This window comes from Chromobacterium sp. FG89 (genome assembly GCF_057808735.1).
Genome location: NZ_JBMDIQ010000020.1, coordinates 41,628 through 55,347 on the forward strand (window position 1 = coordinate 41,628; position 13,720 = coordinate 55,347).

General features: G+C 69.1%; 11 protein-coding genes. All 11 read left to right on the forward strand.

Features of this window, described 5'->3' with window-relative positions; translation table 11 throughout:
• Positions 1 to 11 precede the first annotated feature (11 nt).
• A complete protein-coding gene (locus ACODRW_RS18340; RefSeq protein WP_488906388.1) occupies positions 12 to 545 on the forward strand; it encodes a DUF5943 domain-containing protein in 534 nt (177 codons plus the stop codon).
• Positions 546 to 784: 239 nt separating this feature from the next.
• Complete coding sequence (locus ACODRW_RS18345; protein WP_488906389.1) at positions 785 to 2,845, forward strand: oxidoreductase; 2,061 nt, start codon at positions 785 to 787, stop codon at positions 2,843 to 2,845.
• Between the two features lies 1 nt (position 2,846).
• On the forward strand, positions 2,847 to 4,802 hold the full coding sequence (locus ACODRW_RS18350; RefSeq protein ID WP_488906390.1) for a DUF3483 domain-containing protein: 1,956 nt from the start codon (positions 2,847 to 2,849) through the stop codon (positions 4,800 to 4,802).
• Positions 4,799 to 5,896, forward strand: a complete 1,098-nt coding sequence (locus tag ACODRW_RS18355) for an FAD-binding protein (RefSeq protein ID WP_488906391.1) — start codon at positions 4,799 to 4,801, stop codon at positions 5,894 to 5,896. Before ACODRW_RS18350 ends, ACODRW_RS18355 begins: the two co-directional genes overlap by 4 nt.
• Positions 5,893 to 6,666, forward strand: coding sequence for an electron transfer flavoprotein subunit beta (locus tag ACODRW_RS18360; protein WP_488906392.1), 774 nt, complete (start codon positions 5,893 to 5,895; stop codon positions 6,664 to 6,666). The genes ACODRW_RS18355 and ACODRW_RS18360 overlap by 4 nt, the downstream gene beginning before the upstream one ends.
• 26 nt (positions 6,667 to 6,692) lie before the next feature.
• Positions 6,693 to 7,979, forward strand: a complete 1,287-nt coding sequence (locus tag ACODRW_RS18365) for an aromatic ring-hydroxylating oxygenase subunit alpha (protein WP_488906393.1) — start codon at positions 6,693 to 6,695, stop codon at positions 7,977 to 7,979.
• Positions 7,972 to 9,087: an FAD-binding oxidoreductase gene (locus ACODRW_RS18370; protein ID WP_227103769.1), complete on the forward strand. Its 1,116-nt coding sequence runs from the start codon at positions 7,972 to 7,974 to the stop codon at positions 9,085 to 9,087. Before ACODRW_RS18365 ends, ACODRW_RS18370 begins: the two co-directional genes overlap by 8 nt.
• A 448-nt stretch (positions 9,088 to 9,535) precedes the next feature.
• The gene (locus tag ACODRW_RS18375; protein ID WP_107799492.1) at positions 9,536 to 10,582 is read left to right on the forward strand and encodes a quaternary amine ABC transporter ATP-binding protein; all 1,047 of its coding nucleotides are present in this window, start codon (positions 9,536 to 9,538) and stop codon (positions 10,580 to 10,582) included.
• 80 nt (positions 10,583 to 10,662) lie between these two features.
• A complete protein-coding gene (locus ACODRW_RS18380; RefSeq protein ID WP_235089133.1) occupies positions 10,663 to 11,526 on the forward strand; it encodes an ABC transporter permease in 864 nt (287 codons plus the stop codon).
• Positions 11,527 to 11,644: 118 nt separating this feature from the next.
• The gene (locus ACODRW_RS18385) at positions 11,645 to 12,631 is read left to right on the forward strand and encodes a GlxA family transcriptional regulator (protein WP_107799490.1); all 987 of its coding nucleotides are present in this window, start codon (positions 11,645 to 11,647) and stop codon (positions 12,629 to 12,631) included.
• A gap of 135 nt (positions 12,632 to 12,766) precedes the next feature.
• Positions 12,767 to 13,705, forward strand: a complete 939-nt coding sequence (locus ACODRW_RS18390; RefSeq protein ID WP_227103767.1) for a choline ABC transporter substrate-binding protein — start codon at positions 12,767 to 12,769, stop codon at positions 13,703 to 13,705.
• Positions 13,706 to 13,720 lie beyond the last annotated feature (15 nt).

The window sequence follows — 13,720 nt, forward strand, 5'->3', positions numbered from 1 at the left end:
AGGAGAACGGCATGCAACCGCAACTTCCCATCGACGTGGACCCCGACAGCGGCGTCTGGCGCACCAACGGCCTGCCCATGTTGTACGTGCCGCGTCATTTCTTCATCAACAACCACCTGGCCATGGAGGCGGCGCTGGGCCGTTACCAGTACGCGGACGCGCTCTACCAGGCCGGCCATCGCTCCGCCCACTTCTGGTGCGCCAGCGAGGCGGCCACCCACGGTCTGGCCGGCCTGGCCGTGTTCGAGCACTACCTGAGCCGGCTGTCCCTTCGCGGCTGGGGCCGCTTCCGCTTTTTGGAGGCCGACGTGGCCAGCGGCAACGCCCAGATCCGGCTGGACCACTCCTGTTTCGTGCTGGCCCAGGGCGAGGCCGGCGCGCCGCAAAGCGAGCACATGGCCTGCTATCTGTTCGCCGGCTGGTTCGCCGGCGCGATGGACTGGGTGGGGGAAAGCCTGGGGCGCGACTACCGCACCGTCTGCCGCGAAAGCCAGTGCGCCGGGCAGGGCGCGCCGTACTGCGCGTTCACGGTCCATCCCTTGTAGTCAGGGTCTGTTGACGTATGTTTTACCGCTGCGTTCGTCCCCAGCCGGATGCGGCGGCCGACAAAGCGAGGCACCTGCTGGGGACGAACCCGGAGGGCTGACCGAGGAAAGCCCCCTCTACGGCGTTGTCAGGCTTGGCCTTGGTTTACCAAGGCCTGCGCCCTCCGCCTTGTAGAGCGCACTTTTCTCGGTCAGCGCGGCGGGGAAAACATACGTCAACAGACCCTTAGGAGCCGGCCATGTCTTACCCGCATTTGTTCGAACCCATCACCCTGAACCGGCTGACCTTGCGCAACCGCATCGTCAGCACCGCCCACGCCGAGGTCTACGCCGAAGCCGGCGGTCTGCCGGGCGAGCGCTACATCCGCTACTACGAAGAAAAAGCCAAGGGCGGCCTGGCGCTGGCGATTTGCGGCGGTTCCAGCCCGGTGTCCATCGACAGCCCGCAGGGCTGGTGGAAATCGGTGAACCTGGCCAGCGACGCGGTGATAGAGCCGCTGGCGCGGCTGGCGGAAGCCATGCACCGCCACGGCGCCAAGATCATGATCCAGGCCACCCACATGGGGCGGCGCTCCAGCTATCAAGGCGAACACTGGCCGCATCTGCTCAGCCCCTCCGGCGTGCGCGAGCCGGTGCACCGCGGCAACGCCAAGATCATGGAGACGGAAGACATCCATCGCGTGATCGCGGATTTCGCGCTGGCGGCGCGGCGGGTCAAGGCCGCCGGCCTGGACGGCATCGAAATCGCCGCCGCCCACCAGCACCTGATCGACCAGTTCTGGAGCCCGCGCACCAATCAGCGCGAGGACGAATGGGGCGGCAGCCTGGACAACCGGCTGCGCTTCGGCATGGAGGTGCTGCAGGCGGTGCGCGCCGAGGTGGGCGCGGACTTCTGCGTCGGCCTGAGAATGAGCGGCGACGAATTCCACGAAGACGGCCTCAGCCACGACATGCTCAAGGAGATTGCCGCCGCCATGTCCGAAACCGGGCTGATCGACTATCTGTCGGTGATTGGCTCCGGCGCGGACACCCACAACAGCCTGGCCAACTGCATGCCGCCGATGGCGCTGCCGCCCGAGCCTTTCGTGCATCTGGCCGCCGGCATCAAATCGGTGTCCAAGGTGCCGGTGATGCACGCGCAGAGCATACGCGACCCGGTGCAGGCGGAACGCATCCTGGCCGCCGGCATGGTGGACATGGTGGGCATGACCCGCGCCCACATGGCCGATCCGCATCTGGTGATCAAGATCCGGGACGGCAAGGAAGACCAGATCCGCCAGTGCGTGGGCGCCAATTACTGCATAGACCGCCAGTACTACGGCCAGGACGTGCTGTGCATCCAGAACGCCGCCACCAGCCGCGAGTCCACCATGCCCCATCTGATCTCCCGGGCGGCGCGGCCGCGCCGGGTGGCGGTGGTGGGCGCCGGGCCGGCCGGGCTGGAGGCGGCGCGAGTGGCGCGCGAGCGCGGCCACGAGGTGGTGCTGTTCGAGCGGCAGCCGCAGGTGGGCGGTCAGATCCTGCTGGCGGCGCGCGCGCCGCAGCGTGAACAGATGGCCGGCATCGTGCGCTGGCTGGACATGGAAACCCAGCGCCTGGGCGTGGACCGCCGGCTGGGCGCGGCGGCGGACCGCTCCATGATCATGGACGAGCGGCCGGATATCGTGGTGCTGGCCACCGGCGGCCGGCCGCACACCAGCCAGGTGCCGGCCTGGGGCGTGGCGGAGGGACTGGCCGTCAGCAGCTGGGACATCCTGTCCGGCCAGGTGGAGCCGGCCCGCAATGTGCTGGTCTACGACGCGCTGAGCACCCACGCCGGCTTCGGCGTCGCCGACTATCTGGCCAGCCGCGGCAGCACGGTGGAAATCGTCACGCCGGACGTGAAGGTGGGCGACGACACCGGCGGCACCACCTTTCCCATCTTCTACCGCCGCCTGTACGCCCAAGGCATCATCCCCACCCCCAATGTCTGGCTGGAGGCGGTTTACGCCGAAGGCGACAAGAAAATCGCCGTGCTGCGCAACGAATACACCGAAGCGCTGGAAGAGCGGGCGGTGGACCAGGTGGTGATAGACAACGGCGTGCTGCCGGACGACGGCCTGTACGGGCAATTGAAGCCCTTGTCGCGCAACCGTGGCCAGACCGATGTGCGGGCGCTGTTCGCCGCCGAGCCGCAGCCCTGTCTGGACTGGCCGCTGGCGGCCGGGGAATTCCTGCTGTTCCGCGTCGGCGACTGCGTTTCCATGCACAACATCCACGGCGCGCTCTACGACGCGCTGCGGCTGGCCAAGGATTTCTGACATGAGTTTTCCCTACCTTCTCAGCGGCCTGTTCTGGTTGGGCGCGCTGCTGCTGAGCGCCGGACTGCTCCGGCGCGCGCGGCTGTGGCGGCGGGGGCGCGCCGCGCCGGCGTCCTGGCGCGGCCTGCTGGCCGCGCCCAAGCGTTACTTCGTGGACCTGCACCGCGTGGTGGCCCGCGATCCGGCCGCGGCGCGCGCCCATGTGGCGGCGGCCGGCGGCGGGACGGCGGCGCTGCTGCTGATCGCGCTCAATTACGGCCTGCTGTTGCATCAGCGCTGGCTGGACCTGCTGCTGGCGGCGTCGGCCGTTCTGATGCTGATCGGCGCGGCCTTGATGCGCGCGCGTCGCCGCGCGCCGCCGGCCCGGCTGTCGTTGGGAGAATGGCAGCGGCTGCCGGCGCGGCTGGCCTGTTTCGCGCTGGGCGCGCTGCTGGCGGCGGCGCTGGCCGGCGGCGAGGTCTGGCTGAGCGCCGCCGGGCAAGGGCTGGCCGCCGTCGCGTTGTCGCTGCTGGCCTTGGGCGGAGCGGAGCTGGCCCTGGGCATAGGCCTGGGCCGGCCGATGAAGCACGCGGTGGCCGGTTTGCTGCACCTGGCCTTCCATCCGCGCGCCGAGCGCTTCGCCGGCAAGTCCGCCGATCTGAAGCCCTTGAACCTGGCCGCCGGCGAGTTGGGCGCGGCGCGGGCGGCCGATTTCGCCTGGAACCGGCTGCTGTCCTTCGACGCCTGCGTGCAATGCGGCAAATGCGAAGCCGCCTGTCCGGCCTTCGCCGCCGGCCAGCCGCTCAATCCCAAGCGTCTGATCCAGGACCTGGTGGCGTCCATGGGCGGCGGCGGTCCGGCCTACGCCGGCAGCCCGCATCCGGGCCGGCCGGCGGCCGCGGCCGCGAGCGCGGACCGGGACATCGTCGGCGGCGTGTTGGCGGCGGACACCTTGTGGTCCTGCACCACCTGCCGCGCCTGCGTGGAAAACTGCCCGATGCTGATCGAGCACGTCGACGCGGTGATCGATCTGCGCCGGCACCAGACCCTGACGCGGGGCGAACTGCCGGGCAAGGGCGCGGCGGCGCTGGCCAATCTGCGCCATACCGACACTGTCGGCGGCCATCCGCTGCGCGCGCGCTACCACTGGGCGGCGGACCTGGACCTGCCGCTGCTGCGGGAGGGCGAGTCCGTCGATTGGCTGTTGCTGGCGGGCGAGGGCGCTTTCGACATGCGCTATCAGCGCGCCTTGCGCGCCCTGCTGACCGTGCTCAAGGCCGCCGGCCTGCGCGTGGCGGCGCTGGGCGAAGCCGAGCGCGACTGCGGCGACCTGGCGCGCCGCCTGGGCGACGAGGCGGGTTTTCAGCGGCTGGCGCTGGCCAATATCGCCACGCTGGGCCGCTATCGCTTCACCCGCATCGTCACGCCGGACCCGCATGTTTTTCATTGCCTGGCCAATGAGTACCCGGCGCTGGGCGGACATTACGAAGTCTGGCATCACAGCCGGCTGCTGGACCAACTGCTGGAGACGCGGGCGATCCGCGTGCGCTCCCGCGACTCGGCCGAGCCGCTGAGCTATCACGACCCCTGTTATCTGGGCCGCTACAACGAGGGCTACGGCGCGCCGCGCCGCGTGCTGGCCGGCATCGGCATCCAGGTGGTGGAGATGAGCCGCTCCGGCCGCGACGCTCGCTGCTGCGGCTGGGGCGGCGGGGCGGCCTTTACCGACGTGTCTGGGCCGCGCCGGATTCCGGACATGCGCATGGACGACGTCCGCGCCGCCGGCGCCGGCCGCGTCGCGGTGGCTTGCCCCAACTGCACCGCGATGCTGGAAGGCGTCAGCGGCGCGCGGGCGGAGGTGGTGGAGTTGGCGGAACTGGTGGCGGAGCGTCTGGAGACCGGCCCGGAGGCCGGGCCAGAGCGGGGCGATGCGCGGCGCGCGGCGGCGCAAGGCCGGCTGGCGAAGGAGGAGGCATGAAGATGATGCAGACCGCGCCGCGGGTGGACCCGCGCCGGCCCTGGGTGCGCTCGCCGGGCGGGCTCAAGCGCATCGTGCTGGGCGAGGACGGCGGCCTGCGCGACGCGCCGCCGGCGAGCGCGGCCAAGCTCAAGCCGCTGCGCAGCGCCGGGCCGTTCGATGGACGGCTGTTGGTGGTGGCGCACGCCGAGCGCGGTCAGCTGGACGAGGCGGCGCGCGAGGCCATCGCCGCCGCCGCCCTGCTGGCCGGCCCGCGCGAGGAGGTGCTGGCGGTCTTGTTCGGCATGGAAGGCTGCGCCGACGCCGAACTGGCGGAACTGGCCTTGGACCGCGTCTTGACGCCGGCCGATCCGGGCTTTGCGCCGGAAGCCAAGCTGGCCTTGTTGCGGCGGCTGTGGCGGCGGGAGCAGCCGCGCCATGTGCTGTTCGCCGACCGCGGCGAGGACGCCGATCTGGGCCGGCGCTTCGCCTGCCGCGAGCGCCTGTCGGTGCTGACCGATGTGGTGGAAATCGCCGCCGACGGCGTGCGCCGCCGCCGGCCGGGCGCGGGCTTCAGCGTGCACCCGCGCGCCCAGGCGCTCTTGCTCGCGCGCGGCGTGGCCGACGTCCGCCTGCCCTTCGTCGGGCGCGGGCTGCGGCAGGCTTGCGCGCCGGAGGCGGCGGAGGAGCGGGTGCGGGACCTGGGCGGCGTCGCCAGCCCGGCCTCGCAACTGGCGCTGGAAGAGGCGGACCTGATCCTGGCCGCCGGCAACGGGGTCAGCGACGTGCCGGCCTTCCTGCGGCTGGCGGAATCCATGGGCGCGGCGGTGGGCGCCTCGCGGGTGGCGGTGGACGACGGGCGTTTCCGCCGCGACCAGCAAGTGGGCGCCACCGGCCGCAGCGTGCAGGCCAGCGCCTATCTGGCGCTGGGCATTTCCGGCGCGGTGCAGCACCTGCAAGGCATCAAGGCCTGCCGCCATGTGATCGCGGTCAATCTGGACGCGGCCGCGCCCATGGTCAAGCGCGCGGACCTGAGCGTGATCGACGACTGCCAGTCCTTCATGCAGGCCTTGCAGGCCTTGCTGGAGCTTGAGAACAAGGAGATCGGACCATGAGCGAGACGGCGCTTTCCGCCGGAACGGCGGCGAAAACGGCGGTGCTGGTGGCCCCGGCGCCGCATCCGGTCAGCGGGCGGCCCTGCGCCGGCCCGGGCGATCTGGCGGCGCTGGCGCTGGCGCGCCGGCTGGGCCGCGCCTTCGTCGTCTTGCACGCCGGGGACGCGGACAAGGAGGCGCTGGCCGACTACCTGGCTCAGGGCGCGGCGGCCATCGCCGTGTTGCAGCCGCCGGCGGACAGCGACCCGACGCCGGCGCTGATCGCCGCGCTGGGCGGTTTCGAACTGATTCTGTGCGGCGAACGCTCCGGCGGCGGCGAGGCGTCGGCGCTGCTGCCCTATCTATTGGCCGAAGGCCTGGACCGTCCGCTCTTGCCCGGCGTGCTGTCCTTGACGGAGGAGGGCGGAGAATGGCGGGCGCTGCAAGGCCTGGCCAGGGGACGGCGGCGGCGGCTGGCGGCCCAGGCGCCGCTGCTGGCCAGCGTCAAGCCGGACGGCGCGGAGCCGCGCTGGTCCTGGGCCGGCTTGCAACGCGGCGTGGTGACGCGCCGCGCGGCGGCGGGGGAGCCCGTGCCCGCGCCCAGGCTGGAGCCGGCGCGGCGCGCCCGGGCGCTGGCGGCGCAGCGCAGCAGCGGCCTGGAGCGCCTGCTGGGGGCGATTGCCGGCGACGACGCGGCCGCCGGGGGGCGCGTCGTAAAACAGGGGGATTCCGTCGAGAAAGCGCAAGTGGTGCTGGATTACCTGCGTCAACATCGGCTCGTCGATTTTTGAGCCGCCCGCCATCAAAGGAGCGAGACATGTCCCACAGCGTCATTCCCTTCCCGGCTGCGACGACGGCCCCGCTGCGCGAACTGCTGGCCCGCCGCCGTCCCGGCCACAGTCTGGAAGCGCCGTTCTACCGCTCGCCGCAGGTGTTCGAGGCTGATCTCGAATACATCTTCCGCCGCCACTGGATCTATGTCGGCGTCAGCGCGGAAATACCCGAACCGGGCGACTACCTGACCGTGGAGCTGGGGCGCGATCCCATCCTGATCCTGCGCGACGACGACATGGCCATACGCGCTTTTCACAATGTCTGCCGCCACCGCGGCTCGCGGCTGTGCGCCGAGCGTCAGGGCTCGGTGGGCAATCTGGTCTGCCCCTACCATCAATGGACTTACGACCTGTCCGGCCGGCTGATCTTCGCCGATCACATGGCGGACGGCTTCGACCCCTCGCATCACAGCCTCAAGCCGGTGGCGCTGAAAAATCTGGAAGGGCTGCTGTTCATCTGCCTGGCCGAGCGGCCGCCGGAGGACATCGACGAGATGATGGCGCGGATGGCGCCCTATATCGCGCCGCACCGCATCGACGATTGCAAGGTGGCGGCCCAGGTGGACATCGTCGAGGCGGGCAACTGGAAGCTGACCATGGAGAACAACCGCGAGTGCTATCACTGCACCGCCAACCATCCGGAACTGACCGTCTCGCTGTACGCCTACAGCTACGGCTTCGCGCCCCGGGCCGAGCAGGCCTCCGGGCTGGCCGATTACCAGCGCGTCGTCGCCGAGCACCACGCGCGCTGGGAGGCCGGCGGTTTGCCCTCGGCCGAGATCGAGCGCCTGTCCGAGGTGTCCGGCTTCCGCGCGATGCGCATGCCGCTGGACCGCAAGGGCCAGTCCCAGACCGTGGACACCGGCGCGGCCTGTCGCAAGCTGTTGGGCGATCTGCGCGACCCGGCGTCCGGCGGCCTGTCGTTCTGGACCCAGCCCAACTCCTGGCACCATTTCATGGCCGACCACATCGTCACCTTCACCGCCTTGCCGCTGTCGGCGGAAAGCACGCTGGTGCGCACCACCTGGCTGGTGCGCAAGGACGCGGAGGAGGGCGTGGACTACGAGGTGGACAACCTCACCCGGGTATGGAAAGCCACCAATCAGCAGGACCGCCGGCTGGTGGAGGAGTCGCAGCGCGGCATCAACGGCTCCGCCTATCGGCCCGGTCCTTATTCGCCCTACACCGAGGCCTTGGTGGAGAAATTCACCCACTGGTACGCGCAGCGGCTGGGCGACGGCCTGGAGCGGGAACGGCGCGGCCATGAATAGCGCGCCGCCGGCCAGCCCATTGGATGATCTCCCGTCAGCCGCCGATCTGCCGCTGTGGCGGGCCGGCGAGGACAGCCTGCTCGTCTGCGTTCAGGCGCGGGAGGAAACCCACGATGTCAAAACCTTCGTGTTCCGCGCCGAGCCGCCGCGCCGCTTCCCTTATCTGCCCGGCCAGTTCATCACGCTGGAACTGGACATCGACGGCGCCGCGGTCAACCGCTGCTACACGCTGTCGTCCACGCCCACCCGGCCGGACCGGGTGTCCATCACCGTCAAGCGCATTCCCGGCGGCGTCGTTTCCTCTTGGCTGCACGAGCATCTGCGCCCGGAAATGGCGCTGCGGGTCTTGGGGCCGGCCGGCGAGTTCAGCTATGCGCGCCACGCTGCTTCGCCCTATCTCTTTCTGTCCGCCGGCAGCGGCATCACCCCGCTGATGTCGATGACCCGGGCGCTGACCGATCTGGCCTCCGGCGCCGACATCCTGTTCGTGCACAGCGCGCGCTCGCCGCGCGACATCGTGTTTCGCAAGGAATTGAGCCTGCTGGCCAGCATCCACCCCACTTTCAGCCAGGCGGTGATTTGCGAAAACCGGGCGGGAGAGCCGGATTGGGCCGGCCTGATCGGCCGGCTGGACCGGACGCTGATCGAGCGCATGGCGCCGGATCTGCACGCGCGCCAGGTGTTCTGCTGCGGCCCCGCGCCCTATATGGCCGCAGTGCGCGAGCTGCTGCGCCAGTGCGGTTTCGACATGAGTCGCTATCACGAGGAAAGCTTCAATTTCGCCGAACTCAGCGCGGCGCCGCCGGACGAGGCGGTGCGGACGCCGCAGCCCGGCGTCGAGGGCCGCGGCTTCAATGTGCGCTTCGCCAAAACGGGGGACGATTTGTCGGTGGCGCCGGGGCAGACGGTGCTGGCGGCGGCGCTGGCCAAGGGCATGCGCCTGCCGGCCTCCTGCACCCGCGGCGTGTGCGGCAGTTGCAAGAGCCGTCTGCTGGAAGGCCGGGTGGACATGCGGCACCAGGGCGGCATCCGGCCGCGCGAAGTGGAGCAGGGCTATTTCCTGCCTTGCTGCAGCTTGCCCTTGAGCGATCTGGTGGTGGATCGCTGAGCGCCAGTCCAATCCAAAGTCTCGCGAGCCAGGGCGAAACAAGGCGAAAACGAGCGAAAAAGCGGCATGTACAAGCGGCATTGCGCGTTTTGAGCTTGTACTCACCGTACAACGCTTCACGAAGCGCCGCCGTCTTTGACCGCTTCCGCGCGCGCGTCCGTCGCCTCCCCGTCCTTCACGCCTGCCCGGCCGCGGCCGGCGTTTTTGTTTTTGCCGTCGGCGGCGGATTGCGGTTTTTTTACGACACCGGCCGGCCGGGCCGGAGACGAAAGCCGGCGCTGGATTTGGCGGCCAGGCCTATGCCGGCCGGTTTTGCGCGCGGATGTCGGATTTGGACGGCTTGTTGTCGGAATACCCTTACTTGGCCCAGCCCTTCCTTCCTATCTTGAACCTTGATTTACATTAAACATTCTTCGAATTGTCAGTGGCCGCGCCGAAGGGAGCCGGGATGCAAACGATCAAGGTCGAGGTCAGAAACCTCCACAAGGTGTTCGGCGGCAAGCCGGCGGAAGTGATGTCCTTGCTGCGGGCCGGCGAGAGCAAGGACGAAGTGTTTCGGCGCACCGGGGCGGTGGTGGGCGTCAACGACGTGTCGTTCTCGGTGCGCGCCGGCGAAATCTTCGTGCTGATGGGCCTGTCCGGCTCCGGCAAATCCACGCTGATCCGCCTGATCAACCGCTTGCTGGAGCCCAGCGCCGGCCAGATCCTGCTGGACGGCCAGGACCTGACCCGGCTGTCGCCCAGGCAATTGGTGGCCTTGCGCCGCCGCGACATGAGCATGGTGTTCCAGAGCTTCGCGCTGATGCCGCACCGCACGGTGCTGGACAACGCCGCCTTCGGCCTGGAAGTGGCCGGCCTCGGGCGCAAGGCCCGCGAGGCGCGGGCGCGGGAAGTGCTGGAGCAAGTGGGGCTGGCCGCCTTCGCCGGCAAGTACCCGCATCAGCTCTCCGGCGGCATGCAGCAGCGGGTGGGCCTGGTGCGCGCGCTGGCGGTCAATCCCTCGCTGATGCTGATGGACGAGGCCTTCTCGGCGCTGGACCCGCTCAAGCGCGCCGAGCTGCAGGATTTGCTGCTGCAATTGCAGCGCGAGCAGCGCCGCACCATCGTCTTCGTCTCCCATGATCTGGAAGAGGCGCTGCGCATCGGCAGCCGCATCGCCATCATGGAGGGCGGCCGGCTGGTGCAGGTGGGCAGCCCGCGCGAAATCATCGAATGCCCGGCCGACGACTATGTGCGCAACTTCTTCAAGAGCGTGGACACCTCGCGCTATCTGCAGGCCAAGGATCTGATCGAAGCCGCGCCGCCGCCGCGCGCGACGGCCGCTCCGCACGTGGAGCCGTCCTGTAGCCTGTCCGATGTGCTGTTGCGGCTCCAGGGGCAGGCCGAACCGCTGCAGGTGCGCGACGACGACGGCCGCTGCCTGGGCGTGATCACCCCCAGCAGCGTGCTCAACAAGCTGTCCCAGCACCGCCCTAGCGCGGCCGCCCACCACTGAACCCCAACGGGCGTCGCCGGCGCGGGGGCGTGTGGCTCTCGCCGCCCTGAGCGCGTCCGGCGAGACGAGGAGCACGCCGCATGGCCGACACCAGTCCCCAATCCCCGCTGCCGATAGGCAGCTGGGTTAACCAGATCATCCATTTTCTGCTGGAAAACAACGCCGGGGCCTTCGACGCCGTCGGCGGCGGCATCGACTGGTTCGCCACCCAGGTGGAGGCCTTGTTGCAGGGCGTGCCGCCATGGGCGCTGGCCGGCGTGTTCGCCGGCGTCGGCCTGTGGCGGCTGGGCTGGAAGTTCGCCGTCTTCGTCTGCGCGGCGCTGGGCCTGATCTGGGCCACCGGCTTCTGGAGCCAGACCGTCGCCACGCTGGCGCTGACCCTGTCCGCCACCTGCGTCAGTCTGATGCTGGGCGTGCCGCTGGGCATCTGCTGCGCGCGCTGGCGCTGGGTCAACGCCCTGGTCCGGCCGGCGCTGGACTTCATGCAGACCATGCCGGCTTTCGTTTATCTGATTCCCGCGGCAATGTTCTTCGGACTGGGGCGGGTGCCGGGCATCCTGGCCACGGTGGTGTTCGCGGTGCCGCCGGCGGTGCGCTTGACCAATCTGGGCATCCGCCAGGTGAACCGGGAGCAGGTGGAGGCGGGCAACGCCTTCGGCTGCACCTCTTGGCAATTGCTGTTCAAGGTGCAGCTGCCCATCGCGCTGCCGTCCATCATGGCCGGGGTCAATCAGACCATCATGATGGCGCTGTCCATGGTGATCATCGCCTCCATGGTGGGGGCCGGCGGCCTGGGCAACGATGTCCTGGCCAGCATACAGCGGCTGGACGTCGGCCTCGGTTTCGAGAGCGGGCTGGCGGTGGTGCTGCTGGCCATCATCCTGGACCGGATCACCGAAAGCTTCGGACGCGCGCCGGAAGCGGGCGCCGCGGCCGACGGCTGAGGGTGAAACAGGAGGAAACCAGGGACGAAACAATACCTGCGCAACGGTTTTCAAGGCCGGCTGCGAACCGCTTCGGAGCAGAACAACAATTCTTGCAACGCACACATTGGAGGTCGTGATGGGACCGCAACAGATCGCCTCGTTGTCGCATATCGCCTTTTTGCTGCTGGACCGGTTTTCAATGATCGCGTTCTCCAACGCGGTGGAGCCGTTGCGCATGGCCAACTACCTGTCGCGCAAGAAGCTGTACCGCTGGAGTCTGCTGTCGGCGGATGGCGAGCCGGTCAGCGCCAGCAACGGCCTGAGCTTGTCGCCGATCTCCGCGCCGGGCCCTCCGCAACAGTACGACATGCTCATCGTCTGCGGCGGCTGCCAGGTGCGCGAGGCGGCCACCGACAAGGTGCAGGCGCTGATCCGCCGCTTCGCCGCCCAGGGCGTGCCGCTGGGATCGATCTGCACCGGCACCTTCGCGCTGGCCCGGGCCGGGGTGCTGAACGGCTACCGCTGCGCCATCCATTGGGAAAACCTGCTGTCCATCAGCGAGGAATTCCCCCGCACCCGCTTCACCTCGGACCTGTTTGTGCTGGACCGGGACCGCTTCACCTGTAGCGGCGGCACCGCGCCGCTGGATTTCATGTGCCATCTGATCCGCCACAAGGGCGGCAAGAGCCTGGCGGCCGACGTCTCGGTGCAATTCATCGTGGACCGGCTGCGCGACGACGGCGACCGCCAGCACATCCCGCTGCTGGCGCGCATCGGCACCGGGCACGAGGCCTTGCTGGACGCCGCCTTGTCGATGGAGAGCAATATCGAGAACCCGCGCTCGCTGGAGCATCTGGCGGCGGAGCTGGGCGTGTCGCTGCGCCATCTGGAGCGCTTGTTCAAGCGTTATCTGAGCACCACGCCGGCGCAATACTATCTGGACCTCCGCCTGCGCCGGGCGCGCGAACTGCTGCTGCAAACCAATATGAGCGTGATGGAAGTCACCGTGGCCTGCGGCTTCCTGTCCTCCTCGCATTTTTCCAAGTCCTACCGCGGGCTGTTCGGCTACCCGCCCAGCCGCGAGCGGCAGCAATACCTGGTGGCGGCCGGGGCCATCGCCTGAACGCCTGTTCAAGGCCGGCCGCGCCTTGTCTCGTTCCGGCTCGCGAGACCTTGAACGGGTGCTGGAAACCTAATTGGCGGCGCGGCAGCGGCCGCCGGGCGGACTTTCGCCATCATCGCTGCCCGGGAGGAAGGGATGAATCGATTCAAAGCAATGTCCGCGGCGCTGCTGCTGGCCATCGCCGGCAGCGCGGCGGCACGGGAGCCGGCCGCCTGCCGCAATGTGCGTTTCGCCGATGTCGGCTGGACCGACATCGCGGCCACCACCGGCATGGCCAGCGTGGTGTTGGAGGCGCTGGGCTACCGCCCCAGCGTGACCATGGCCTCGGTGCCCATCGCTTTCTCCGGGCTCAAGAGCCGGCAGATCGACGTGTTCCTCGGATATTGGAGCCCGTCGATGACGCCGCTGATCGAACCCTATCTGAAAGCGGGCCAGATCAAGGTGCTGACCGAGCCCAATCTGAGCGGGGCCAAGTACACGCTGGCGGTGCCGGACTACGTGGCCGCCGCCGGTCTGCGGGATTTCAAGGATATCGCCCGTTTCAAGGCGCAGCTGGACGGCAAGATCTACGGCATTGAAGCCGGCAACGACGGCAACCGCCTGATCGAGGACATGATCCGCAAGCAACAGTACGGCTTGGGCGGCTTCAAGCTGGTGGAGTCCAGCGAGGCCGGCATGCTGGCCGAACTGGAACGCGCCGAGCGGCGGAAGAAATGGATGGTGTTCCTGGCCTGGGAGCCGCACCCGATGAACGTCAGGCACAAGCTGCGCTATCTGTCCGGCGGCGACGCGGTGTTCGGCCCCAATTTCGGCGCGGCCAGGGTCTTCACCGCGCTGCCGCCGGATTACGAAGCGCGTTGCGCCAATGTCGGCCGCTTGCTGCGTAATCTGCGCTTCAGCACCGATATGGAAAACCGGGTGATGGGGCCGATCATGGACAAGATCAGGCCGGAGGTGGCGGCGCGGGAGTATTTGAAAAAGAACCCGGCGGTGCTGACGAGTTGGCTGGCGGGAGTGGACACCTTCGACGGCCGGCCTGGGCTGAGCGTCGTCGGCCAGGCGCTGGCGCGCTGAGAACCTGTTTACGAT

Bases quoted from the DNA above. Each gene is read 5' to 3' on its own strand.
- ACODRW_RS18355 (WP_488906391.1), top strand. From the start codon at position 4,799: ATGAAGATGATGCAGACCGCGCCGCGGGTGGACCCGCGCCGGCCCTGG.
- ACODRW_RS18350 (WP_488906390.1), top strand. From the start codon at position 2,847: ATGAGTTTTCCCTACCTTCTCAGCGGCCTGTTCTGGTTGGGCGCGCTG.
- ACODRW_RS18390 (WP_227103767.1), top strand. From the start codon at position 12,767: ATGAATCGATTCAAAGCAATGTCCGCGGCGCTGCTGCTGGCCATCGCC.
- ACODRW_RS18360 (WP_488906392.1), top strand. From the start codon at position 5,893: ATGAGCGAGACGGCGCTTTCCGCCGGAACGGCGGCGAAAACGGCGGTG.
- ACODRW_RS18340 (WP_488906388.1), top strand. From the start codon at position 12: ATGCAACCGCAACTTCCCATCGACGTGGACCCCGACAGCGGCGTCTGG.
- ACODRW_RS18375 (WP_107799492.1), top strand. From the start codon at position 9,536: ATGCAAACGATCAAGGTCGAGGTCAGAAACCTCCACAAGGTGTTCGGC.
- ACODRW_RS18380 (WP_235089133.1), top strand. From the start codon at position 10,663: ATGGCCGACACCAGTCCCCAATCCCCGCTGCCGATAGGCAGCTGGGTT.
- ACODRW_RS18385 (WP_107799490.1), top strand. From the start codon at position 11,645: ATGGGACCGCAACAGATCGCCTCGTTGTCGCATATCGCCTTTTTGCTG.
- ACODRW_RS18345 (WP_488906389.1), top strand. From the start codon at position 785: ATGTCTTACCCGCATTTGTTCGAACCCATCACCCTGAACCGGCTGACC.
- ACODRW_RS18370 (WP_227103769.1), top strand. From the start codon at position 7,972: ATGAATAGCGCGCCGCCGGCCAGCCCATTGGATGATCTCCCGTCAGCC.
- ACODRW_RS18365 (WP_488906393.1), top strand. From the start codon at position 6,693: ATGTCCCACAGCGTCATTCCCTTCCCGGCTGCGACGACGGCCCCGCTG.